This is a genomic window from Frigoribacterium sp. 2-23, from assembly GCF_049601585.1.
GTDB lineage: Bacteria > Actinomycetota > Actinomycetes > Actinomycetales > Microbacteriaceae > Frigoribacterium.
Window position 1 is genome coordinate 1,871,879 of record NZ_CP187126.1, and the last position, 21,599, is coordinate 1,893,477.

23 protein-coding genes are annotated in these 21,599 nt (G+C 69.8%); 2 read left to right on the forward strand and 21 right to left on the reverse strand.

Going from position 1 to position 21,599, the window contains the following annotated elements; translation table 11 throughout:
- Positions 1-24: 24 nt before the first annotated feature.
- The 5 genes from ACPEEZ_RS08775 to ACPEEZ_RS08795 all read right to left on the reverse strand — a co-directional run bounded on the left by ACPEEZ_RS08775 (position 25) and on the right by ACPEEZ_RS08795 (position 4,690).
- The gene (locus tag ACPEEZ_RS08775; protein WP_423917594.1) at positions 25-1,665 is read right to left on the reverse strand and encodes a stealth family protein; all 1,641 of its coding nucleotides are present in this window, start codon (positions 1,663-1,665) and stop codon (positions 25-27) included.
- Positions 1,666-1,728: 63 nt separating this feature from the next.
- The gene (locus ACPEEZ_RS08780; RefSeq protein ID WP_423917597.1) at positions 1,729-2,070 is read right to left on the reverse strand and encodes a DUF6804 family protein; all 342 of its coding nucleotides are present in this window, start codon (positions 2,068-2,070) and stop codon (positions 1,729-1,731) included.
- 125 nt (positions 2,071-2,195) lie between these two features.
- Positions 2,196-2,777 carry a GDSL-type esterase/lipase family protein gene (locus tag ACPEEZ_RS08785; protein WP_423917599.1) on the reverse strand — a complete coding sequence of 194 codons (582 nt, stop codon included), beginning with the start codon at positions 2,775-2,777 and terminating at the stop codon, positions 2,196-2,198.
- An 87-nt stretch (positions 2,778-2,864) separates the two neighbouring features.
- Positions 2,865-3,098: a hypothetical protein gene (locus tag ACPEEZ_RS08790; protein WP_423917602.1), complete on the reverse strand. Its 234-nt coding sequence runs from the start codon at positions 3,096-3,098 to the stop codon at positions 2,865-2,867.
- Positions 3,095-4,690 carry an SDR family oxidoreductase gene (locus ACPEEZ_RS08795; protein WP_423917604.1) on the reverse strand — a complete coding sequence of 532 codons (1,596 nt, stop codon included), beginning with the start codon at positions 4,688-4,690 and terminating at the stop codon, positions 3,095-3,097. The genes ACPEEZ_RS08790 and ACPEEZ_RS08795 overlap by 4 nt, the downstream gene beginning before the upstream one ends.
- A 26-nt stretch (positions 4,691-4,716) precedes the next feature.
- Between ACPEEZ_RS08795 and ACPEEZ_RS08800 the strand changes: the two genes are divergently transcribed.
- On the forward strand, positions 4,717-5,037 hold the full coding sequence (locus tag ACPEEZ_RS08800) for a hypothetical protein (protein ID WP_423917607.1): 321 nt from the start codon (positions 4,717-4,719) through the stop codon (positions 5,035-5,037).
- 53 nt (positions 5,038-5,090) lie between these two features.
- Here ACPEEZ_RS08800 and ACPEEZ_RS08805 read toward each other — a convergent pair whose 3' ends face one another.
- The 5 genes from ACPEEZ_RS08805 to ACPEEZ_RS08825 form a co-directional block, all read right to left on the reverse strand.
- Entirely contained in the window at positions 5,091-6,035 is a 945-nt protein-coding gene (locus tag ACPEEZ_RS08805; protein WP_423917610.1) for a bifunctional riboflavin kinase/FAD synthetase, read from the reverse strand.
- Positions 6,036-6,043: 8 nt separating this feature from the next.
- Complete coding sequence (locus ACPEEZ_RS08810; RefSeq protein ID WP_423917613.1) at positions 6,044-6,499, reverse strand: hypothetical protein; 456 nt, start codon at positions 6,497-6,499, stop codon at positions 6,044-6,046.
- 67 nt (positions 6,500-6,566) lie between these two features.
- Complete coding sequence (locus ACPEEZ_RS08815; RefSeq protein ID WP_423917616.1) at positions 6,567-6,935, reverse strand: hypothetical protein; 369 nt, start codon at positions 6,933-6,935, stop codon at positions 6,567-6,569.
- On the reverse strand, positions 6,932-7,840 hold the full coding sequence (truB, locus tag ACPEEZ_RS08820; RefSeq protein ID WP_423917618.1) for a tRNA pseudouridine(55) synthase TruB: 909 nt from the start codon (positions 7,838-7,840) through the stop codon (positions 6,932-6,934). Before truB ends, ACPEEZ_RS08815 begins: the two co-directional genes overlap by 4 nt.
- Before the next feature lie 12 nt (positions 7,841-7,852).
- Positions 7,853-8,425, reverse strand: coding sequence for a hypothetical protein (locus ACPEEZ_RS08825; protein WP_423917621.1), 573 nt, complete (start codon positions 8,423-8,425; stop codon positions 7,853-7,855).
- Between the two features lie 40 nt (positions 8,426-8,465).
- On the opposite strand from ACPEEZ_RS08825, the gene ACPEEZ_RS08830 reads away from it, so the two are divergent.
- Positions 8,466-9,335: an A/G-specific adenine glycosylase gene (locus tag ACPEEZ_RS08830; protein ID WP_423917623.1), complete on the forward strand. Its 870-nt coding sequence runs from the start codon at positions 8,466-8,468 to the stop codon at positions 9,333-9,335.
- 31 nt (positions 9,336-9,366) lie between these two features.
- Here ACPEEZ_RS08830 and rbfA read toward each other — a convergent pair whose 3' ends face one another.
- The 11 genes from rbfA to ACPEEZ_RS08885 all read right to left on the reverse strand — a co-directional run bounded on the left by rbfA (position 9,367) and on the right by ACPEEZ_RS08885 (position 21,591).
- Positions 9,367-9,897 carry a 30S ribosome-binding factor RbfA gene (gene rbfA / locus ACPEEZ_RS08835; protein WP_423917626.1) on the reverse strand — a complete coding sequence of 177 codons (531 nt, stop codon included), beginning with the start codon at positions 9,895-9,897 and terminating at the stop codon, positions 9,367-9,369.
- A gap of 115 nt (positions 9,898-10,012) precedes the next feature.
- Positions 10,013-12,790 carry a translation initiation factor IF-2 gene (infB, locus tag ACPEEZ_RS08840; RefSeq protein ID WP_423917629.1) on the reverse strand — a complete coding sequence of 926 codons (2,778 nt, stop codon included), beginning with the start codon at positions 12,788-12,790 and terminating at the stop codon, positions 10,013-10,015.
- Between the two features lie 77 nt (positions 12,791-12,867).
- Positions 12,868-13,323 carry a YlxR family protein gene (locus tag ACPEEZ_RS08845; protein WP_423917632.1) on the reverse strand — a complete coding sequence of 152 codons (456 nt, stop codon included), beginning with the start codon at positions 13,321-13,323 and terminating at the stop codon, positions 12,868-12,870.
- 113 nt (positions 13,324-13,436) lie between these two features.
- Positions 13,437-14,426 carry a transcription termination factor NusA gene (gene nusA / locus ACPEEZ_RS08850; protein WP_423917635.1) on the reverse strand — a complete coding sequence of 330 codons (990 nt, stop codon included), beginning with the start codon at positions 14,424-14,426 and terminating at the stop codon, positions 13,437-13,439.
- Positions 14,427-14,486: 60 nt separating this feature from the next.
- Positions 14,487-16,256: a proline--tRNA ligase gene (locus ACPEEZ_RS08855; RefSeq protein ID WP_423917638.1), complete on the reverse strand. Its 1,770-nt coding sequence runs from the start codon at positions 16,254-16,256 to the stop codon at positions 14,487-14,489.
- Between the two features lie 49 nt (positions 16,257-16,305).
- Complete coding sequence (locus ACPEEZ_RS08860; protein ID WP_423917640.1) at positions 16,306-17,145, reverse strand: hypothetical protein; 840 nt, start codon at positions 17,143-17,145, stop codon at positions 16,306-16,308.
- Positions 17,142-18,233: a VWA domain-containing protein gene (locus ACPEEZ_RS08865; protein ID WP_423917643.1), complete on the reverse strand. Its 1,092-nt coding sequence runs from the start codon at positions 18,231-18,233 to the stop codon at positions 17,142-17,144. The genes ACPEEZ_RS08860 and ACPEEZ_RS08865 overlap by 4 nt, the downstream gene beginning before the upstream one ends.
- Positions 18,230-19,231, reverse strand: coding sequence for a vWA domain-containing protein (locus ACPEEZ_RS08870; protein ID WP_423917646.1), 1,002 nt, complete (start codon positions 19,229-19,231; stop codon positions 18,230-18,232). Before ACPEEZ_RS08870 ends, ACPEEZ_RS08865 begins: the two co-directional genes overlap by 4 nt.
- Positions 19,222-19,701 (reverse strand): hypothetical protein, encoded by a 480-nt coding sequence (locus ACPEEZ_RS08875; RefSeq protein ID WP_423917649.1) that lies wholly within the window; start codon positions 19,699-19,701, stop codon positions 19,222-19,224. The genes ACPEEZ_RS08870 and ACPEEZ_RS08875 overlap by 10 nt, the downstream gene beginning before the upstream one ends.
- Positions 19,688-20,575, reverse strand: a complete 888-nt coding sequence (locus ACPEEZ_RS08880; RefSeq protein WP_423917652.1) for a DUF58 domain-containing protein — start codon at positions 20,573-20,575, stop codon at positions 19,688-19,690. The genes ACPEEZ_RS08875 and ACPEEZ_RS08880 overlap by 14 nt, the downstream gene beginning before the upstream one ends.
- 2 nt (positions 20,576-20,577) lie before the next feature.
- Complete coding sequence (locus ACPEEZ_RS08885; protein WP_423924221.1) at positions 20,578-21,591, reverse strand: AAA family ATPase; 1,014 nt, start codon at positions 21,589-21,591, stop codon at positions 20,578-20,580.
- Positions 21,592-21,599: the final 8 nt, after the last annotated feature.

The window sequence follows — 21,599 nt, forward strand, 5'->3', positions numbered from 1 at the left end:
CCGAGGACGAGGTCCCCGCGACCGTCACCGACCGGCTGAACCGAGCTCGCCCTGGCCGTTCTCGGCCCGCAGGGAGCGGCGCTCCTGCTCGGCGTTCTCGCGCTCGACGCGCTCCATCTCGGCCTTCTCCCACGGCGCGGCGAACGGGTAGTAGCGCTCCAGGAAATCGGTGACGGTGGCCGTGCGCTCGTCGTCGCTCACCTCGGGGAAGCTGCCGTCGTTGAGGCAGAAGAAGTCGAACGAGCGCTTCTTCAGCAGCTCGGACAACGACGCGAGCCCCGACACCATGGTCGTGTCGACATAGCGCACCCGCGCGGCCTCCTGGACGATCGCGCGCCCGGTCATCAGCGAGTAGTAGTGGTACAGCGAGTTGGTCACCGAGATGTTGTCCTTGGCCCGAAAGGGGCTACCGGCCGTGGCCGCGAACTCGTCGGCGAACTCGTGTTCCAGTTCAAACATCACGCTGCGACGGAGCGGCGCCGCCGTGTGCTCGAGGTGCCGTGTCGTGACCCGGCCGAAGCGCTGCTGAAGCAGCCGTCGGTTGACCCGGGCCGCGTTCTCGAACCCGCTCCGCTCCGTGTTGTTCAGCCCGAGGCCGATGCGGGTCTCGGCCTCGATGAACTTGGTCACGGAACCGGGCGAGAAGAACATCGAGGGCGCGACCGGGCGCCCGAAGAACATGTCGTCGTTCGAGTACAGGAAGTGCTCGCTGAGCCCCTCGATGTGGTGCAGCTGGGCCTCGACCGCCTGCGAGTTGTGCGTCGGGAGCATCGAGAGGTCCGCGAAGAACTCCTCGCTGCGGACGACGCGCACCCGCGGGTGGTCGCCCAGCCACTCGGGGACGGGAGAATCGGTGGCGATGTAGATGTTCCGCACCCACGGGGCGAACATGTAGACCGAGCGCAGGGCGTACTTGAGCTCGTCGATCTGCCGGAACCGAGCGGGGGCGTCGTCGCCCTCGCCCACCACGTGCCGCGAGGCCTGGGCGGCACGCGCGCGCTGGTACTCGACCGAGTTGCCGTCCACCCACGAGAACACGATGTCGATGTCGAACGTGATGTCCGTGGCGTGGTCGTCGAACATGTGCTGGAGGGTCGGCCACTCGAGTCCGTAGCGCTCGACGGTGGCCTCCACCGCCTCGCTCCGCGGCAACGACGTCCGCATCAGCGCGTTCTCGACGGGGACGAGGATCTCGTCGTCCGTCAGTATCCAGAACTCGACCTGGATCGCCGTCCCGGCCCCGTAACGCAGACGGCCGATCGGCTCGACGCGCGGCCGGTAGATCTTGTAGGCACGCTCGTTCGGGTCGTCGAGCCCGCCGTCGACGACCAGGGCGGCCCGTCCCTTACGGGGCTTGGCGTAGAAGGGCTCGGTCTTCGAGGCGGCCGACATGGCTTCGACGAAGGAGGCGCGGTGCACCGCTTCGACGGCGATCACGGGTCGCACGTCGTTGCCGCGCACGAGGAGGTACGGGATCTGCGCCTCGTCGAGGACGCGCCTGATGAAGATCAGGTCGTCGATCATCGACTGCTGCGGGGTCAGATGACCGTTGAGGAGGGTGAACTGACCCTTGCGGACCACGACATCGTCACGGTCGAGACCACCGGGATGGGGACGAGGGGTCAGAAGAGGACTCTCCGTCGTACCGATGATCTCCGTGGCCATGCAGACTCAACCCTCCGTGCAGACCTCGGGCGGGTCTGTGCACTGCAGACGATTTTAGCCTGATCAGCTGGTGGTGCGCTCCGTCGGCACTTTCACCAGGACACCGACCACGATGAACACGAACGCCGCCACGAACTGTAGGGCGGCCCAGGGCTGGCCGTCGAGCGGGATCACCACGACCGGGTTCCAGAGCACGGCGATGGCGGCGAGCAGCACGATGGCCCACCACGCCCGCGCCCGGAAGGCGAAGACGATCATGATGAGCGCGAAGATCGAGACCACGTAACGGAAGATGATGAACGCACCGGTGTCGAGGAGCGCCACACCGGCCACCAGCGCCACCGCGCCGAGCAACCCGGGGGCGAGGGCGGGGCGGGTGAAGTCGGGCTTCGTCGGCGTGGGCATGTCGGCGCCTTCCAGGTATGCCCCGAAGGGGCCGGACAGATCGGACGCGGACGCCCGACGAACCGTTCGAGCCTACCGGCGGGCCGGGCTGCCACCTGCCACGGAGGCCGGTGCCGGGCCTGCGCTCAGTCGATCTCGTACGAGCTGTCGATCACCGTCAGCGGGCGGCTCATCGGCGGCTCGTCGCGCAGGCGCTCGAGACCCGGCCGCAGTTCGGCCAACCAGGCCTCGTAGCCGGCGGCCGTCAGGTGCACTCCGTCGTCCGAGAACTCGGGGCGGAGCGCGTCGTCGTCCCCGGCGAGGGCCGGCCAGAGGTCCAGGTACTGTGCACGGACGGTCGAGGAGAACTGCCGCAGATGCCGGTTCGCGTCCTTGATGCGGGCCGCGAACTCGGCCTGACGGGGTGCGATGGACTGCAGCAGAAGGCGCGTGCCGGGCAGCTCGCGCCGCATCACGACCATGAGGTTCTCGATACCGCGCACGACCTGCTCGACGCTCCGGCGGGCACCGACGTCGTTCGTCCCGATCATGAGGACGACCGAGTCCGGACGCGCGGCGATCACGTCGCCAATGCGCTCCGTCAGGTCGGCGACGGTGTCCCCGCCGACTCCGAGGTTCACGACGTCGTCGTCGGGGAACCACGATGCCCAGTCGCCGGCCTGGGTCAGGCTGTCTCCGACGAAAACCAGGGTCTCTGTGTTCGACATGGTCACACCTCTCTGTCGATCTCGAGTTTCGCTAATGCTGCCAGGTCGGGCCGGGTACGGCCACAGCCACGGCCGACGGGCGCGGGGTCATTGACGGAATCGTCGCGGGCGGCGCGACGCGATCCGGTCGAGGCCGTACCGCACGCGCGGCAGCAGCACGACGAACGACGCCACCACGACCGCGACGCCGAACAGGATGCCCAGCCAGAGCGGCACGGGCGACACGGCGTCGGGGTCGGGCGGGTACAACGGCGTCGGCGACGACTGCGCGGCCGCGACGACGGTGCCCGCACCCGCCAGCAGACCTGCCACGGCGCTCACGCGTGGGTCGGGTCCGCAGCCGCCGGGGCGACGACCCGCTCGGCCGACTCGGTCTCGGCCGTGCCGGTGATCCGCTTGAGCATGCCCGAGAAGATCACGCCGTGGAACGGCAGGATCGAGAACCAGTACAACCGGCCGCCGAGCCCTTGAGGGAAGAACACGGCCCGCTGGCGGTAATGCGCACCGCCTCCCTCACGAGGCTCGACCGTCAGTTCCAGCCACGCGCCTCCCGGGACCTTCATCTCCGCCCTCAGGCGGAGCAGACGAGGCCGCTCGATCGTCTCGACCCGCCACCAGTCGAGGGCGTCGCCCTTGCGCAGGGTCGTCGCGCTGCGGCGGCCGCGTCGCAGGCCCACTCCCCCGACGAGGCGGTCCATCCAGCCGCGAGCAGCCCACGCCAGGGGGAACGAGTACCAACCGTTCTCGCCGCCGATACCCTCGACGACCTTCCAGAGCTGTTCGGGCGGGGCCGAGGTGTCGGTGGACCGGTCATCGGTGTAGACCGTGTGGCCCGACCAGTCCGGGTCGCTCGGCAGCAGATCGCTCGGGGCCCCGTAGACCGAGGAGTCCTGCCAGCTCGTCTCGACGGCGCCCTCCTTCTCGCGTTCGAGGGCGAGGCGCACGGCCTCGCGGTAGCCGATCAGCCCGGCCCGGGGAGGCGCGACGTGACGGTCGATGTCGTGCTCGCGAATCACGCAGTCGTATTGCAGCGACGCGATGATCGGGATGGCGAGGGCACGCGGGATGGGAGTCACGAGGTTGACCCACTGCGAGGCCAGCCAGGGGGTGAAGACCGGGAGGGACGCGATCGGTCGCTGCTTCAGCCCCGCCTCGAGCGCGTAGCCGTTCATCATCTGCCCGTAGCGCAGCACGTCGGGCCCGCCGATGTCGAACGTGCGGTTGACGCCGGCGTCGATGCCGGCGGAGCCGATCAGGTAGTGCAGCACGTCGCGGACCGCGATCGGCTGGATGCGATTGCGGACCCACTTCGGCGCCGGCATGTACGGCAGCACGTCCGTGAGGTGTCGGATCATCTCGAACGAGGCCGAGCCGGACCCGATGACGACACCGGCCTGCAGGGCGATCGTCGGCACACCGCTCGAGAGCAGGATGTCGCCCACCGCCTTCCGCGACTCGAGGTGCTTTGAGAGCTCGCCCTCGGGGTGCAACCCGCCGAGGTACACGATGCGCGAGACACCGGCGGCGGCTGCGGCGTCGGCCATCGTCCGTGCCGCGTCGGCCTCGGCCTTCTCGAAGTCGCCGCGGCCGGCCATGGCGTGCGCGAGGTAGTAGACGACGTCGATGCCCTCGACGGCCTTCGCGACCGAGTCGGCGTCGGTCAGGTCTCCCTGGACGATCTCGACGTCACCCGCCCACGGCACGTCGTCGAGCTTGCCGGGCGTGCGCACGAGCACGCGCACGGTGGCACCGGCGGAGACGAGACGGGGCGTCAGCCGACCGCCGATGTAGCCGGTGGCACCGGTGACGAGGATTCGCCGACCCGCGACGGCCGGGTCCGTGTCGGGCATGTCGGGCAGGGCGGCCGAGCCGGTCGACGGGGTCGGCGCGGCGGGAGGAGGAGTGTCGGACATCGCTCCACGCTACGCTGGGCACCGCCATGAGCACCCAGATCGCGCCCTCCCGTCCGCCTCGCAACGCCGTGCTCGCGGTGCTCGACGTCGTCGCCGGTGCCGCGCTCTCGGTCGTCTCCGTGCTCGTCGCAGGAGCCTGTCTTCTCCTCGTCGCCCAGCTCCAGGTCTCGGCGGTCGTCGTCGTCGGCACGGTCGTGGTCGTGTTTGCGACGGCATTCGGGATCGGGCTCTTCCTGGTGCGGGCCCTGCAGCGCCGCTACGGCGCCTGGTGGCCCGTCGTGGGCTCGGTCGTCACGGTCGCCGCGTTCTACGTCGCCGGTCTCGTCGCGGTCGCGATCCGCCGCTGAGGTCGCCAGGCGCTGACGGCGCCAGACCCTGACACCTCGAGGCGCTGACGGCGCTAGGCGTTGACGTCGGCCGCGAGGATGCGGCGACACGTCTCGACATCGTCGCCGATCTGCTCGATCAGCGACTCGAGACCGTCGAAACGGAGGTTGCCGCGGATCCAGTCGACGAACAGCACCGTCATCTCGGCGCCGTAGAGATCGAGGGAGACATCGAGCAGGTGGGCCTCGACCTGTTTCTCGGGCACCCCCTCGAAAGTCGGGTTGTTGCCGACCGAGACGGCGGCCGGGTAGACCGTGCCCTCGATGAGCACGCGTGCGGCGTAGACCCCGTCGGCCGGGACGAAGCCCTCGCTCGTGCGTTCGAGGTTCGCGGTCGGGAACCCGAGCTCGCGCCCCCGCTGCTCGCCGTGCACGACGACGCCGCGGACGGCGGGCTCGCGGCCCAGCAGGGCACCGGCCTCGCGGACGCGCCCGGCGTCGAGCAGTTCGCGGATCCAGGTCGAGGACGCGCGACGGCCGCCACCCGGGCGCACGTCGTCGATCGAGACGACCTCGAAGCCACGCTCCGCCGACAACGCGCGCAGGGTGTCGACCGTGCCGCTCCCCCGGACGCCGAACCGGAAGTCGTCGCCGACGAACACGATCGAGGCGTGCAGCGCGGCGACCAGGACGCGGTCGACGAACTCCTCGGGCGTGAGCGAGCGCAGCTCGTCGTCGAAGGCGAGCATCAGCGTCGCCGCGACGCCGGCGCGCTCGAGCAGCTCGCGCTTCTGACGGTTGCTCACCAGCGGGGTCGGCGTCGACTCGGGCCGCAGCACGGACAGCGGGTGGCGATCGAAGGTGACGACCGTCGGGATCAGGCCCCGCGCCTCCGCGGCCTCTTCGAGCAGGCCGATGACGGCGCGGTGGCCGACGTGCACGCCGTCGAACTTGCCGATCGTGACGGCGCTCGGCCCGAAGCCGGCCGGCACCGCGTCGATGCTGTCGTAGAACTCCACGTCGACCCTCAGCGCACCGGGTCGGAGTCGCCGGCCGAGGCGTCGTCGCGGCCGGCCGCGAGCGGAGCCGGGCGCGTCCGGCGCAGCCACAGGATGCCGAGCACCGGCAGGACGAGCGGGACGAACCCGTAGCCGCGGCCGAAGAACGACCACACCGTGTCGTGCGGGAAGAGTTCGGGGTCGATGACCGTCACGAGACCGATGACGATCACGCCGACGAGCTCGAACGAGATGGTCGCCCAGGCGACGGCGTACCACCCGGTGCCCCGGGCGATCAGCGAGACGGTCGCGACGATGTATACGACCGCCGACAGCGCACTGAGCGTGTAGGCCAGCGGCGCCTCGTCGAATTGGGTCGCGATCTGGAAGACCGACCGGCCGGTCGCGGCGAGGGCGAGGATCGCGTAGACCGCGATGAGGACACGACCGACTCCGACCGCGCGTGTTGACTGCTGAGTGACCATCACCGTCAAGGATATGGCTCGCGCGCGGCTGCGGCGACCACCCGCATCGACCCCAGGAGGCGCGGTGTCAGGTGCCCTGGACGGTCCAGATCTGGAGCATGCGATAGACCATCACCGCGACCGCGAACGCGGCGGCCGCGAGGACGAGGTTGCTCCACCGGGTCCGATCGACCAGCGCCCAGACGGTCGCGAGCGGCGGCAGCAGCATGGCCGACACGAGATAGATGTAGAACTCGACGATGCTGCCGGTGGGCTCGTTGCCGACGAACGGGGCGACGATCGCGACCACGAGCTGCACGACCAGCAACAGCAGCACGACGGCGCTGGCCCCGACCGTGATGTCGTTCGGCAGTCGCTTCGCGAGACCGGCGACGAGGCAGACGAGGCCCGCCACCGTGGCGACGACGACCTGCACCCAGGTGAACCACTCGATCATGCGGACACCTCGTCGGTCGGGAAGTTCACGATCGGTCTCGCGGCCCCGCCCCGGATCGTGACGAGACCGGCCAGCCGCCCGTCGGGTGTGATGGCGGCGACGGGATCGTCCGACGACGGCAGCTCGGTGGGCACGCGCTTGCCGTGACCGAGGTCGATCGTCTGCTCGGGCGTCATCGACCACACGGTGAAGAGTTCGGCGGCGACCGCAGCCGGACTGAGCAGCCGGTCGGCGACGAGCTCTGCGTCGAGGTCGTCGAGCGGCACGGACGCCGCCACGTCGAACGGACCGACCCTCGTGCGGCGGAGGGCGGTCAGGTGCCCGCCCACCCCGAGGTGCGCGCCCAGGTCGCGGGCGAGCGCGCGGATGTAGGTGCCGGACGAGCAGGAGACCCGCACGTCGAGGTCGCGGACGACGACGCCGTCGACCGCGGTCTCACGTCGTGCCAGCACCACGAACTCGCTGATGGTCACGTCGCGGGCCTTCAGCTCGACGTCGACGCCCTGGCGTGCCAGGTCGTACGCGCGCCGACCGTCGACCTTGATGGCGCTGACCGTGGTCGGCACCTGGCTGATCGGGCCGCGCAGCAGGGCGATGCCGGCGTCGATCGCCTCGTCGTCGATGTGACCCGCGTCGGTCGTAGCCGTGACGTCGCCGTCCGCGTCGTCGGACGCGGTCGACACGCCGAGCCGGATCGTCGCCTCGTACGTCTTGTCGAGACCGACGAGGAACGTGAGGAGGCGCGTGGACGAGTTGATCCCCGCCACCAGCAGCCCCGTCGCGAGCGGGTCGAGCGTGCCGGCGTGCCCGACCTTGCGGGTGCCCGCGGCCTTGCGGACGCGCGCCACGACGCCGTGGCTGGTGATGCCCTGCGGCTTGTCGACGAGAAGGATGCCGCTGTTCACCCGACGACGGTATCAGCAGGCGTCGTCGAAGACGCGCCGGGGGTGTTCGGGGTCGCTCACGTCGACGACCGCCATGGCGCGCGCCCTGAGATCGGTGCGGGCCCGATCGGCCGTGAGCCAGAGCGAGTAGTTCCAGCCGCCCGCCAGCGAGGGGCGATTCAGCGCCGTACCGTCGATCACGAGCAGCGCGTCGGCGGGCCCGGTCACCCAGTCGGCCTGGACCGCACGGCCGGCCACCGCGTCGAAGGCCTTCGGCACCCAGCCGGTCGAACCGCCCAGCCGGAACGGCTCCAGCAGGACCCGACGGAGGACCGATTCGTCCAGACTCTCCGCGCGCCGCGCCTCCTCGACGCCCGTGCCGGCCCCGTCGTCGGTCGCCTTCGCGAAGTCGACGGTGGAGGCGCGGAACGCGCTGCGGCCGAGCTCGCCCAGGGCCACGACCAGGTCGTCGGAGAATGCGGCCCCGTCGACGGAGGCGTCCGAGTCGACGGCCACGACGACGCGGCCACGCGGGTAGTTGTGCGCGATCTCGGTCGCGATCTCGCGCATCGTGTCTTTCTTGGCGGGGGCCCATCTGGTCGTCATGCGGCCAGGCTATGCCTCGCGGCTCGCGTACGGTTGAGCGGTGACGATCTCCGCCGCCGTGAATGCCTGGTTCCGTGCCGAAGGGCGCGATCTACCCTGGCGACGACCCGGATTCACCCCGTGGGGCACGCTGGTCAGCGAGTTCATGCTGCAGCAGACACCGGTCGTCCGCGTGATCCCCCGGCTCGCCGAATGGCTCGACCGCTGGCCGACACCGGCCGACCTCGCGGCCCGTCCCGCTGCCGACGCCGTCCGCGCCTGGGACCGCCTCGGATACCCCCGTCGCGCGCTCAACCTGCACGCCGCCTCCGTCGTCATCACGGGGCGGCACGGCGGCCGCGTGCCCGAGACGGTGCCGGAGTTGCTGGCCCTGCCCGGTGTGGGTGACTACACGGCCCGAGCGGTGGCCGTCTTCGCCTACGGGCATCGCCACCCGGTGGTCGACACCAACGTGCGACGCGTGCTGGCGCGGGCCGTCGAGGGACTCGCCGAGCCGTGGGCGCCGAACGCGCGTCGGGATCTGCCCCTGATGGAGTCGCAGCTCCCCGCCGACGACGCCGAGGCCCGCGTCACCAACGCCGGGGTGATGGAATTGGGCGCACTCGTCTGCGTCGCGAAGAACCCGCGGTGCGACGTCTGCCCGCTGCTCGACCAGTGCGCGTGGGTGCAGGCGGGTCGGCCCGAGCACGTCGGCCCCCGACTCCGCACGCAGGCGAAGTTCGAGGGATCGGACCGCCAGGTGCGCGGGCTGATCATGGCCGAGCTGCGAGCCAGCGACGTGCCCGTGACACCGACCGAGATCGCCGCCGTGTGGATGGACGCCGCCCAACGCGACAGAGCCCTCGCGGGCCTCCTCCGCGACGGTCTCGTCACGGGTTCGGCCCCCGAGGGCTACACGCTGCCCGAGTGAGCCGCCGGGGCGGTCACACGGGCTTGGCGGACTAGCGGGTCGACCCGTCGGGCTCGACCGAGCCGGCGGCTGCGTCGTCGTCGTCAGCGTCATCGAAGTCGTCAGCGTCGTCGAAGTCGTCAGCGTCGAGGTCGTCGCCGATCTCACGCGGTTTGACGTACGGGTCGGCATCGCCGGCGTACTCGGCCGTGGCGGCCATCGACTGGCTGTCCTGATCACGCTGACGCGCCTCCTGCAGGAGGCGGTCGATCGACGCGGCATTCTCGGGCAGGGCGTCGAGGATGAACTCGATGCTCGGCGTGAGACGCGCCGTGATGTTCTTGCCGACCTCGCTGCGGAGCATGCCCGTCGCCGACTTCAGGGCCGCGGCGGTGTCGCTGCGCTCCTCGTCGGTGCCGTAGACCGTGTAGAAGATCGACGCGTGCTGCAGGTCACCCGTGACGCGGACGTCGGTGATGGTCACGAACCCCAGACGCGGGTCCTTGATGCCGCGGTCGAGGCGACGGGCGATGATCTCTTTGATGCGGTCCGCCATCTTGCGGGCGCGCTGGGGATCGGCCATGGGCTTGCCTTTCGAGAGAACTGGATGGGTGGGGCGAACGGTGCGGGGCCCCGCCCGATCCGGCTTGCGGATCGGGCGAGGCCCCGAGACACCAGGAGGCGGTGGCCGGTGAGGCCTACGCCCGCGGCTTCTCGACCATCTCGATGGTCTCGATCTCGTCGCCGATCTGGATGTCGTTGAACTTGCCGAGACCGATACCGGCCTCGAAGTCCGTCCGGACCTCGGTGACGTCGTCCTTGAACCGACGCAGCGACTCGATGGCGAGGCCGTCCGCGACGACGACGCCATCTCGGATGACACGGGCCTTCGCGTTTCGCGTGATCGTGCCCGAGCGGACGATGACACCGGCGATGTTGCCGACCTTCGACGAACGGAAGATCTCGCGGATCTCGGCGACACCCGACTGGACCTCTTCGAACTCGGGCTTGAGCATGCCCTTGAGCGAGTTCTCGATGTCTTCCAGCGCGGAGTAGATGACCGAGTAGAAGCGGATGTCGACGCCCTCGCGAGCGGCGCGCTCGCGCGCCTTCGTGTCGGGTCGCACGTTGAATCCGATGATGATCGCGTTGTCGACCGTCGCCAGGTTCACGTCGCTCTCGGTCACTGCACCGACACCGCGGTGGATGATGCGCAGCTGGACGCTGTCGTCGACCTCGATCTTGAGCAGCGACTCCTCCAGTGCCTCGACGGCACCGGAGACGTCACCCTTGATGATGAGGTTGAGCGCCTCGACCTTGCCCTCTTCGAGTGCACGGGTGAAGTCCTCGAGCGAGATGCGCTTGCGGGCCTTGGCCAGCGAGGCGTTGCGCTCGACGGCCTCGCGCTTCTCGGCGATCTGACGGGCCGTGCGGTCCTCCTCGGTCACGAGGAAGGTGTCGCCGGCTCGCGGGACGCTCGAGAGACCCTGGACCAGCACCGGCCGGCTCGGGTACGCCTCGTCGACCGGGTCGCCGTTCTCGTCCATCATGGCGCGGACACGGCCGTAGGCCGTTCCCGCGACGATGGCGTCTCCGACGCGCAGGGTTCCCGACTGGATGAGCACCGTGGCGACGGCACCGCGACCCTTGTCGAGACGGGCCTCGATCGCGACACCACGAGCGCTCTTGTCCGGGTTCGCGACCAGGTCGAGACCGGCGTCGGCGGTGAGGAGCACCGCTTCGAGCAGCTTGTCGATGTTCTGGTTGTTGCGAGCCGAGACGTCGACGAACATGACGTCTCCGCCGTACTCCTCGGCGACGAGGCCGTATTCGGTGAGCTGCTGACGGACCTTGGCGGGGTTCGCACCCTCTTTGTCGATCTTGTTGACCGCGACCACGATCGGCACGTTCGCCGCCTGGGCGTGGTTCAGCGCCTCGACCGTCTGCGGCATGATGCCGTCGTCGGCCGCGACCACGAGGATCGCGATGTCCGTCACCTGGGCACCACGGGCACGCATGGCCGTGAAGGCCTCGTGACCGGGGGTGTCGATGAAGGTGATGGCGCGCTCGACACCCTCGTGCGGGGCCCAGACCTGGTACGCACCGATGTGCTGCGTGATGCCGCCCGCCTCGCCGGCGACGACGTTGGCGTTGCGGATCGCGTCCAGCAGTCGCGTCTTACCGTGGTCGACGTGACCCATGACGGTGACGACCGGGGGACGGATCTGCAGGACGGACTCGTCCTCGTCCTCGAGCTCCTGGTCGAGGTCGATGTCGAAGCCCTCGAGGAGCTCCTTGTCTTCGTCCTCCGGGGAGACGACCTGGATCTTGTAGCCGAGCTCTTCGCCGAGCACCTCGAAGGTGGCCTCGTCGAGCGACTCCGTCGCCGTGGCCATCTCACCGAGGTGGAACAGCACGGTCACGAGGTTGCCGGGGCTGGCGTCGATCTTGTCGGCGAAATCGCTGATGGAGGCACCGCGACGCAGTCGGACGACCGTGTTGCCGTCGCCGCGCGGGACGCTGACGCCACCGAGCGAGGGCGCCTGCCGCATCTCGAATTCGGCCCTCTTCGTCCGCTTCGACTTGCGTGCCTTGCTCTTACCGCCGCCACGACCGAATGCACCGGCCGTTCCGCCGCCGGGTCCACGACCACGACCGCCACCACCGGCGGGACGAGGCCCGCCGAAGCCGGGACGGAAGCCGCCGGCTGCGCCGGGTGCTCCCCCACCGGGACGCTGGAAACCGCCACCGGCACCGCCGGGACGACCACCGGCACCGGCCGGGCGCTGCCCGAAGCCGTTGGGACGGGGACCGGCGCCGACGCCGGGACGCGGTGCGCCCGGACGGGGTGCGCCGGGACGCGGAGCCTGCGGACGCGGGCCTGCGGCGCCACCGGGACGCGGCATGCTGGGCGCGCCCGCGCCACCGGGACGCGGGGCACTGGGACGACCCATGCCCTGGTTGCTGCTGAAGGGGTTGTTGCCGGGGCGCGGCGCGCCGGGACGCGGCCCACCGGGCTTCGGTGCGGACGCACCGGGCTTGACGGCGTCCGACGCGGGAGCCGACGCGGCGTCCTTGGCCGCCGCGGCGCGCTCGGCCTCGGCCTTCGCCTGACGCTCGGCCACCGTGAGGGGCGCCGCCGGAGCGGGTGCCGCCTCGGCGTCGGGCTCGACGCTGGTCGGAGCTGCGGGTGCCGGGGTCTCGGCGACCGGGGGCTTGGGGGCTGCCGGGCGGGGGCCGCCAGGCTTGGGGGCCGATGATGCGGCCGGCTTGGTCGCCGCGGGCGCAGCTGCGGAAGACGCGGGCGGCTTGGGGGCGGCGTTCTCGAACGCGGCGCGCAGCTTGCGGGCCACGGGGGGCTCGATGCTGGACGACGGGCCCTTGACGAACTCGCCCATCTCGGTGAGTTTGGCGAGGGCGGTCTTGCTGTCGATCCCCAGTTCGCTGGCGATCTCGTGTACGCGTGGTTTAGCCACAGTTCTCCTGTCTCGGGTCCCTTCCCGGATCAGGAGGGGACCACTAAATGTGGACGGGTCTCATTTCGAGCCGCTCATTAGTTGTCCATGTGCCGTTCAGCCTGTTCTGTCGTGGCTACTGGTCGTGTGTCGGTCGTCACCCTCGCGAAGTACTCGCGCAGGTCTCCGGTGTCTGGTTCGAAGTCGAGGCGAAGCGCACGGCGGAAAGCCCTGCGCCTCACGGCCGCCTCGAACGCGTCGATGGAGGGGGTCAACCACGCACCTCGCCCCGGGAGAGCGGCGGTCGAATCGACCACCAGACGTCCGTCTCGGGCGACGACCCTCACGAGTGAGGACCGTGGAGCGCGCGTTCGAGTACCGATACACGTTCTGACGGGTTCCACTCTACCCCCTCTGCTCTCTTCCGGGTGGACGCCGAGGGCGAACGGCGTGTGAACCGTCGACTCCTCGGCCTGTCTGCCGCCCCTCCCCCTCGGAACGATGTGTCGCGTCGGGTGGGTGTTGGCCTGCAACATCCACCCGACGCGACACATCGATCGGGGTGGTTAGTCCTCGAGGATGCTGTCGGGCTGGATGGGTCGATCCCTTCGACCGGGCCTTCGACGCTGGCGCGTCGGCGACCCGGCGCGCGAATCGACATCCAGCTCTAGTCCTCGAGGATGCTGTCGGGCTGGATGTCGATTCGCGCGCCCGTGAGCTTGGCGGCGAGGCGGGCGTTCTGGCCCTCCTTGCCGATCGCGAGCGAGAGCTGGTAGTCGGGCACGAGCGCGCGGACGGCCTTGGTCGCCTGGTCGATCACGAAGGCGCTCGACACCTTGGCCGGCGACAGCGCGCTTGCGACGAACGTCGGCAGATCGCTCGAGTAGTCGACGATGTCGATCTTCTCGTCGTTCAGCTCGGTGGTGACGGCACGGACGCGCTGACCCATCTCGCCGATGCAGGCACCCTTGGCGTTGACACCGGGCTCGGTCGCCCGCACGGCGATCTTGGTACGGTGACCGGCCTCGCGGGCGAGCGAGACGATCTCGACGACGCCGCTCGCGATCTCGGGGACCTCGAGTGCGAAGAGCTTGCGGACGAGCGAGGGGTGCGTGCGCGAGACCGTGATCTGCGGGCCCTTCGTGCCCTTGCTCACACCGGTCACGTACACGCGGATGCGAGAGCCGTGCTCGTACTTCTCGCCCGGGACCTGCTCCTCGGGCGGGAGGATCGCCTCGATCGTGCCGAGGTCGACGTGCACCATGCGGGGGTTCGGCCCCTGCTGGATGACACCGGCGATGATGTCGCCCTCACGGCCCTTGAACTGGCCGAGCACCTTGTCGTCGCCGATGTCACGGAGACGCTGGTTGATGACCTGCTTGGCGGCGAAGGCGGCGATGCGGCCGAAGTCGCTCGGGCTGTCGACGGCCTCGCCGACGACCTCGCCCTCGTCGTCGCGCTCGATCGCGTAGAGGAGCACGTGCCCCGTCTTCCGGTCGAGTTCGACGCGAGCAGCCGGCTGGTCACGGCTCTCGTTCTGGTTCGTGTGCTTGAGGTAGGCCGTCAGGATGGCCTGCTCGATGATGCGCACGAGTTCGTCGAAGGGGATTTCACGCTCGCGCTCCATGAGACGCAGCACGCTCAGGTCGATATCCACTGAGGGCCTCCACTATTCAGATCTGCAGGCTGCGCGCACGGTGGCGCGCACAGCATCCCCCTACGATACCCGAGCGACGGGTGCCGAAAGCGCCGAGACGGCGTCCTCGACCGACATCGGAGTGCGCTCGCCCGTGCGGCGATCCCACAGCTCGACGATGCCCTCGGCGGCCGTGCGACCCACGACGACGATGCGCGGGACGCCCAGCAACTCGGCGTCGCCGAACTTCACGCCGGGCGACACCTTCGGGCGGTCGTCGTAGAGCACGTCGAGGCGGTGCGCCTCGAGGTCGGCCGTCAGCTTCTCGGCGACCTCGAAGACGACGGGGTCCTTGCCCGTCGCCACGACGTGGACGTCGAACGGCGCGACGTTCTCGGGCCAGACGAGGCCCTTGTCGTCGTTGTTCGACTCGGCGATGACCGCCATGATGCGCGTGACGCCGATGCCGTACGACCCCATCGTCACCGTGACCTGCTTGCCGTTCACGTCGAGCACTTTGAGGCCCAGGGCCTCGGCGTACTTGCGCCCGAGCTGGAAGACGTGGCCGATCTCCATGCCGCGCGCGGTCTCGATGGGCCCGGAGCCGTCGGGCGCCGGGTCGCCCTCGCGGACCTGCGCGGCCTCGATGACGCCGTCGGCGACGAAGTCGCGACCGGCGATCAGGCCGACCACGTGCACGCCCTGCGTGTTCGCGCCCGTCGCCCACGACGAGCCGTCGACGACCCGGGGGTCGACGACGTATCGGATGCCGGACTCCGACTCGGTTCCGAGCACCTGGGGCCCGATGTAGCCCTTGACCAGGACGGGGTTCTTCTCGAAATCGGCATCGCCTGCGGTGTCGACCTCGGCCGGGGCGAACGCGACCTCGACGCGCTTGAGGTCGATGTCGCGGTCGCCGGGCAGGCCGACGACGACGAGCTCGCGCGTGCCGTCGAGGTGCGTCAACGTGAGCACGACGTTCTTCAGCGTGTCGGCGGCCGTCCAGGCCCGGCCGTCCTCCCGAGGAGCCGCGGTGTTGAGCTCGTCGACGAGGGTGTCGATCGTCGGGGTGTCGGCGGGGTCGAGGAGGCGCGGCTCGGGTCGGCCCTCGAGGGGCTCGCTGGCGGGGACGACCGTCGTGAACGCCTCGACGTTGGCGGCGTAACCGCCCGCCGAGCGCACGAAAGTGTCCTCACCGGCGGCCATCGGGTGCAGGAACTCCTCGCTGCGCGAACCGCCCATGGCACCGGCGTCGGCCTTGACGATGACGTACTCGAGCCCGAGGCGGCCGAAGATGCGCTCGTAGGCGTCACGCTGCGCCTGGTAGCTGGTGTCCAGCCCCTCGTCGCTGGCGTCGAACGAGTAGGCGTCCTTCATCGTGAACTCGCGGCCGCGCAGCAGGCCGGCACGGGGCCGGGCCTCGTCGCGGTACTTGTCCTGGATCTGGAAGAGCGTGAGGGGAAGGTCTTTGTACGACGAGTACAGGTCTTTCACGAGCAGCGTGAAGGCCTCCTCGTGCGTGGGAGCCAGCAGGTAGTCGGCGTCCTTGCGGTCCTTGAGCCGGAAGAGCGCGTCACCGTACTCCGTCCAGCGGCCGGTCACCTCGTAGGGCTCGCGAGGCAGCAGGGCGGGGAAGTGCACCTCTTGGGCCCCGGCAGCCGCCATCTCGTCGCGGATGATGGCCTCGATCTTCGCCTTCACCCGCAGCCCGAGCGGCAGCCACGCGAACACGCCCGGTGCCTGACGGCGGATGTACCCGGCGCGCACGAGCAGCCGGTGACTGGTCACCTCGGCGTCGGAGGGGTCTTCTCGGAGGGTGCGGACGAAGAGCTGGGAGAGGCGTGTGGACACCCGACCAGTGTATGCGGGCCGGCGGACACGTCAGGCGAGCCGCCGCCCGTCACCACGGCTTGCCGTCGTACTCCCCCGGGTTCTGGTCGTAGTAGCGCTGCCGGTCGTTGTTCTGCTGCTGGTCCTTCTGGCTCTGCTGGCCCTGGTCCTTCAACTGGTCGAGCGGGTCGCCCGATCCGCCCGAGCCGGCGTCCCCGCCGTCGGACTGACCGGGGTCCTGGCCCGGGTCCTGGCCACCGCCGGGCTGCGGGGTGTCGCCACCCGCGCCTCCTTGGGCCTGTTGCTCCTTCTGGTCGAGCCGGCCGTCGGCGTCGTCGAGCGGCTTTGACGTGTCGGGTTGCTGTTGGTCTTCCGGGGGCTGGAAGCAGCCCTCCGGTGCGTCGTCGATCGCCTTCTGGCCCTGTTCGAACAGCTTCTGGGCATCGGCGTAGCGCAGCTCGGTGATCGCCGCGTCACCCTGCGCCTCGATCACGAGGACGAGGTCGACGCGGATCACGCACGAGATGGTCTCGTCGCCCGTCGGCGCTTTGTCGAGCGCGGTGAGGAACTCCTGACGGGCCTCGTCGAGGACGCCGACCTGGGCCAGCGCGGTGCCGCGATCGAAGTGGTGCACCCACGGTTCGATGACATTGGCGACACCGAGCGGCGCCGTCAGCGACACGCCTCGCTCGTAGGCCTTCTCGTTGTACGCCCACTGTGTCGCCGCGGCGAAGACGGGCAAGCTGAGGAGCTTCGCCGCGACCAGCAGCACCACGAGCACGACGGGCAGCGACCAGAGCAGCAGCCGTCGGCGGAGTCGCCGACGGTACTCGGCGACGGTCGGCTCACCGGCCGCCGCGCGAGCGGCCTGGATCTCGTCGACCGGAGGCGGGACGAGCGTGTCGGTCATGCGTCGATCCTCTCGCGGGCCGGCTTTCTGTCTCGACTCGGATCTGGCCCGTGGCCCTGGCGGGGCGGGCGGATCTCGCCGAGTGCCCTGGCCACGAGGGCGATGTCGAGCAGGATCAGCAGGAAGAGGGGGATGGCGAAGATCCAGTAGAGGTCGATGACGCTGTCGGCCCGACCCTCGTCCGAGGCGACCCGACCGGCCCGTTCGTCGGCCACGGCGCCGTCGAGCGATGTCGTGGCCGTCCGGTGCTCGTACGAGACGCCCAGCTCGGAGGCGATGCGGCGCAGGTTTCCCTCGTCGATCGTGGAGATCGCGTCGGGTTGCCCCGCCTTCGTCTTGTCTTTGATGTACTCCTTCGTGGAGTACTCGTCGCCGTAGCCGTCGAACACCGGCATCCGGCCGCCCGCCGCCGTCCCGTATCCGAGCACCGCACCCCCGTCGACGTCGGCGCGAGCGTCGGCGAACGAGCCGGGCGCCTCGGCCAGCGTCTGCTCGCCGTCACCCATGTAGTAGACGACGTTGGCGCGCTCGGGGTCGCTCGCCCGCGCCTCCGCCAGTCGCTGCGTCAGCAGTTCGTTGGCCTCGCTGATCGAGCTGCCCTTGGAGTAGAACGTGATCTCCTGGTTCATGACCGTCGCGGCCGTCACGACGGCCGACGCGTCGTCGGTCAGGGGTGTCCGCAGGACGGCCGTGCTGTCGAAGGAGATCAGCGAGAACCGGGCACCGGCGAGTTCGTCGGTGATGGCCGAGATGTCGGCACGCACACCGGTGAGCCTGGCCTGGCCGTCACCCCAGTCTTCGGCCGCGATGCTGCTCGTGGTGTCGACGACGAAGAAGACGTTGAGCTTGGCCACCGACGCCTGCGCGGAGCCCCCGGGGACACCGGGTCGTGCCGCGATGACGAGCAGCAGGGCGACGATCAGACCACGGCGGACCCAGGTGAGCAGGAGTCGCCGCGACGAACGCTCGGCCACGATTCGCCAGACGACGACGCCGAGGAGGAGGACGGCGAACACGCCGAGCAGCCACCAGGGCAGCACGGGCTGGAAGACGAGGGCCTGCGCGATCGCGGCCGTCCTCCCGGTCACAGTCGCACCCGCCAGAGCAGGAGGAGACCGCCGAGCGCCACGATCAGTGCGGCCACGGTGAGCGGACCGGGGTCGTCCGTCACGACGAGACGCCGCGTGCCGGTGAACAGCCCGGCCTCCTGCGCGTCGATCTCGGAGACGATCTGACTCACGGTCGTCGCGTCGTCGAGCGCGTAGTAGCCGCCACCGGTGTCGTCCACCGTGGTCTTCAGCTCGGTCGCCACCTGGTCGGCGATCTGGTCGGTGCCGAAGTCGGCGGGGTTGATGGCGTAGACCCGCACACCCTTCTCTTTCGCCAGTGCCCCCGCCTGGGTGAGCGTGAGGAGAGCCTGTCCGTTCACGTAGTTGTCGGTCGCGAGGATGATCGACTTCGGTCTCGTGTTCGAGTCGGCGTCGTCGAAGCCCAGCACGCAGGACGCGAGCCCGTCCCCGATCAGCGAGGCGCCCTTGCCGAGGTCGGTGCCGCTCCAGTACCGGGTGCCGTTCTCGCCGTAGGAGTCGAACGAGTCGCGGTACTGCTGCAGTTGCGTCTGGACGTAGGCGTAGTCGTCGGTGAGCGGGAACGCCTGGACCGACGAGCTGTCGAAGAGGTAGAGGCCGATGCGTTCGCCGTCGAGGCCCTTCGCGAGGGTTGCGAACGTGTCGGCGATCTTCGAGTCGACCTCGGTCATCGACCCCGACACGTCGAGACACAGGATGACGTCCCGCTTGTACGACTCGGGCTCGACCACGGAGACGCTGGACACCCGGGCGGCCAGGAGCGCGCTCATCCCCCCGAGTGCGATCACGCCGACCAGCGCGACCACGAGCAGTGCCCGATAGCGTCCGACGAGACGTCGGTAGGCCGGCAGCGACGTGAGGCGTTCGCTGTGCGCGACGGGCGTGCCTTGGCGACGCAGCCGCTCGCGATCGCGTCGACGCCACCGGACGTAGACGACGGCGGCGATCGCCGCGACCGCGAGAGCCGCGAACGGCACCCACCAGAACATCAGTCCCATGTCGTCACGACCTCACGCGCCGTCCGGACCGCACGCTGCGGGTCGCCCGGGTTCGCCTGCTGGAAGGCGGGCGGATAGTACTGGCCGACGGCTCCGGCCAGGCGCGGCAGACGGGACTCGGTCAGGTCTTCGAGGGTCATGACGTGCGTGTCCACGCCGTTCGTCTCGTGCACGAAGAACCGGAGGAGCAGGCTGAGTCGGCTGTGCACGGCGCGGTCGCTGAGTCGACCGCTCGCGGCCGCCGCCTCGACCTCGTCGATGAGGGCCAGGTACTTCGTGCGGACCGCGACCGGGTCGACGTTCTGCCGTCGCAGCGCGGCGCGTGCCGCCGGCGGGAGTCGGCGTCGGGTGAACAGCACCACGAAGACGTACCACGCGACGACGAGACCGACGGCCAGCAGCCCGAGGAGGAGCCAGAGCCACCACAGCGGATATTGGTACGGCCCGAAGAAGCCCTTATCGTCCAGCACGGCGATGCTTCTCCATCAGGGTGAACAGACCGGGCACCACGGCCGACTGGCTGTCGAGACGCTCGCTGCTGATGCCGAGCAGCTGCAGCTCGCGCTCGGTGTCGCCCCGCTGCCGCTCGGCACTGCGGTCGAACTCGTCGCGCAGCTGGCGGTTCTCGCGGAGGTAGGCCGGCAGGGTCGAGATCTCTTGCACGTCGTACACGTCGGCGGCATGACCGCTCCGTGTCATCAGGTCGGCGTCGCCGACGGTCAGCCAGACGATCTCGTGTTGGGCGCGCAGTCGGCGGAGCAGCCGACCGAGTGCGTCGTCGATCGCGAGGTCGTCCGTCACCACGAGCAGCATGGAGCGACGCCGGAGCCCACGAGCCACCCACGAGAGGACACCGGACAGGTCGCTCCGGGGCGCGTCGAGCGTGACGCGGCGGTCGACCTGACGCAACAGCATCTCGAGGTGGGCCTCGGTCGCCCCGCCCGGGTAGGCCCGAGTGCCCGACTCGTCACCGGCCACGAGCGACACGACGTCGCCGTGCTTCGCGGCGATGTAGCCGAGGGCGCCCGCCGCCATGATCGCGATGTCCTTCTTCGTCTCGCCGCTCGTCGCGGTGGCCGCCATGTTGCGCCCCGTGTCCATCACGAGCACGAGGTTCTGGCGGCGGCTGGCGATGTAGCGCTTGACGAGCGGCTCGCCGTGGCGGGCCGTGGCCTTCCAGTCGATGTCCTTGACCTCGTCGCCGGGCACGTAGGCGCGCAGGTCGTCGAAGTCGTGGGAACGGCCGTGGTGCACCGACGCGTAGCCGCCCTCGAGCAGGTCGAGCGTGCGTCGGTGGGCGAAGAGGTTCATCTTCGTCTTGACGCGCAGCAGGAGACTGGCCACGGTCAGGGTGTCTGCACCGCGCCGAAGATGGCGTCGATGATGGTCTCGACCTTGACGTCGTCGGCCGCCGCCTCGTAGTTGAGGATGATGCGGTGACGGAGTACGCCGTGGCGCAGGTGCTTGACGTCTTCGGGGATGACGTAGTCGCGACCGTGCAGCAGCGCGAGCGCGCGGGCGGCCTGCGTGAAGGCGATACTGGCGCGAGGACTGGCCCCGAAGTCGATGTAGTCGGCCAGTGTGCCGGGGATGTACTGCTGCGGGTGTCGCGTGACGTAGATCAGCTGGACGATGTAGTTGACGATCGACGCGTCGATGTAGACCCGCTTGGCCAGGTCTTGCAGGTAGAGCACGTCGTCCACGCTCACCGCGTCGACGGCCGCGGTCGACGCGTCCTCGTCGTAGACGCCCGACTCGATGCGTCGGATGATCTCGGCTTCTTCGGCCGGCGTCGGGTACTCGAGGATCTCTTTCAACAGGAAACGGTCGAGCTGCGCCTCGGGCAGCTGGTACGTGCCCTCCTGCTCGATGGGGTTCTGCGTGGCGAGCACGAGGAAGGGCTTGGGCAGGCGGTAGACCGTCCCGCCGATGCTCGTCTGCCGCTCTTGCATGGCCTCGAGCATGGCGCTCTGGGTCTTGGCGCTCGACCGGTTGATCTCGTCCAACAGCACGAAGTTCGAGTGCACGGGACCGAGCTGGGTGACGAACGTGGACTTCTGCGCATCGTAGATCTGGGTACCCGTGATGTCGCTCGGCAACAGGTCGGGGGTGCACTGGATGCGGGTGAACGTCGCGCTCACCGAGCGCGCCAATGTCTGCGCGGCCGTCGTCTTCGCGAGACCGGGCACGCTCTCGAGCAGGACGTGCCCGCCGGTGACGAGCGCCACGAGCAGGGTGTCGCGCATGTTCGCCTGACCCACGACCTTGCGCGAGAACGCCCGCGAGACCGTGTCGACGATGCGACCCGCGCGAGCGAGGTCGTCGGGGCCCAGCGGCACCGACGAGGCGGGCTGGTTCACAGCGGGCG

What these genes read in the sequence shown, in the direction of transcription:
- rbfA (WP_423917626.1), bottom strand. Translation starts at nt 9,897, where the DNA reads ATGGCCGATCCCCAGCGCGCCCGCAAGATGGCGGACCGCATCAAAGAG.
- ACPEEZ_RS08780 (WP_423917597.1), bottom strand. Translation starts at nt 2,070, where the DNA reads ATGCCCACGCCGACGAAGCCCGACTTCACCCGCCCCGCCCTCGCCCCC.
- ACPEEZ_RS08860 (WP_423917640.1), bottom strand. Translation starts at nt 17,145, where the DNA reads ATGACCGACACGCTCGTCCCGCCTCCGGTCGACGAGATCCAGGCCGCT.
- ACPEEZ_RS08800 (WP_423917607.1), top strand. Translation starts at nt 4,717, where the DNA reads ATGAGCACCCAGATCGCGCCCTCCCGTCCGCCTCGCAACGCCGTGCTC.
- ACPEEZ_RS08775 (WP_423917594.1), bottom strand. Translation starts at nt 1,665, where the DNA reads ATGGCCACGGAGATCATCGGTACGACGGAGAGTCCTCTTCTGACCCCT.
- ACPEEZ_RS08870 (WP_423917646.1), bottom strand. Translation starts at nt 19,231, where the DNA reads ATGGGACTGATGTTCTGGTGGGTGCCGTTCGCGGCTCTCGCGGTCGCG.
- ACPEEZ_RS08845 (WP_423917632.1), bottom strand. Translation starts at nt 13,323, where the DNA reads ATGTGTCGCGTCGGGTGGATGTTGCAGGCCAACACCCACCCGACGCGA.
- ACPEEZ_RS08825 (WP_423917621.1), bottom strand. Translation starts at nt 8,425, where the DNA reads ATGACGACCAGATGGGCCCCCGCCAAGAAAGACACGATGCGCGAGATC.
- ACPEEZ_RS08810 (WP_423917613.1), bottom strand. Translation starts at nt 6,499, where the DNA reads ATGGTCACTCAGCAGTCAACACGCGCGGTCGGAGTCGGTCGTGTCCTC.
- ACPEEZ_RS08785 (WP_423917599.1), bottom strand. Translation starts at nt 2,777, where the DNA reads ATGTCGAACACAGAGACCCTGGTTTTCGTCGGAGACAGCCTGACCCAG.
- ACPEEZ_RS08815 (WP_423917616.1), bottom strand. Translation starts at nt 6,935, where the DNA reads ATGATCGAGTGGTTCACCTGGGTGCAGGTCGTCGTCGCCACGGTGGCG.
- ACPEEZ_RS08795 (WP_423917604.1), bottom strand. Translation starts at nt 4,690, where the DNA reads ATGTCCGACACTCCTCCTCCCGCCGCGCCGACCCCGTCGACCGGCTCG.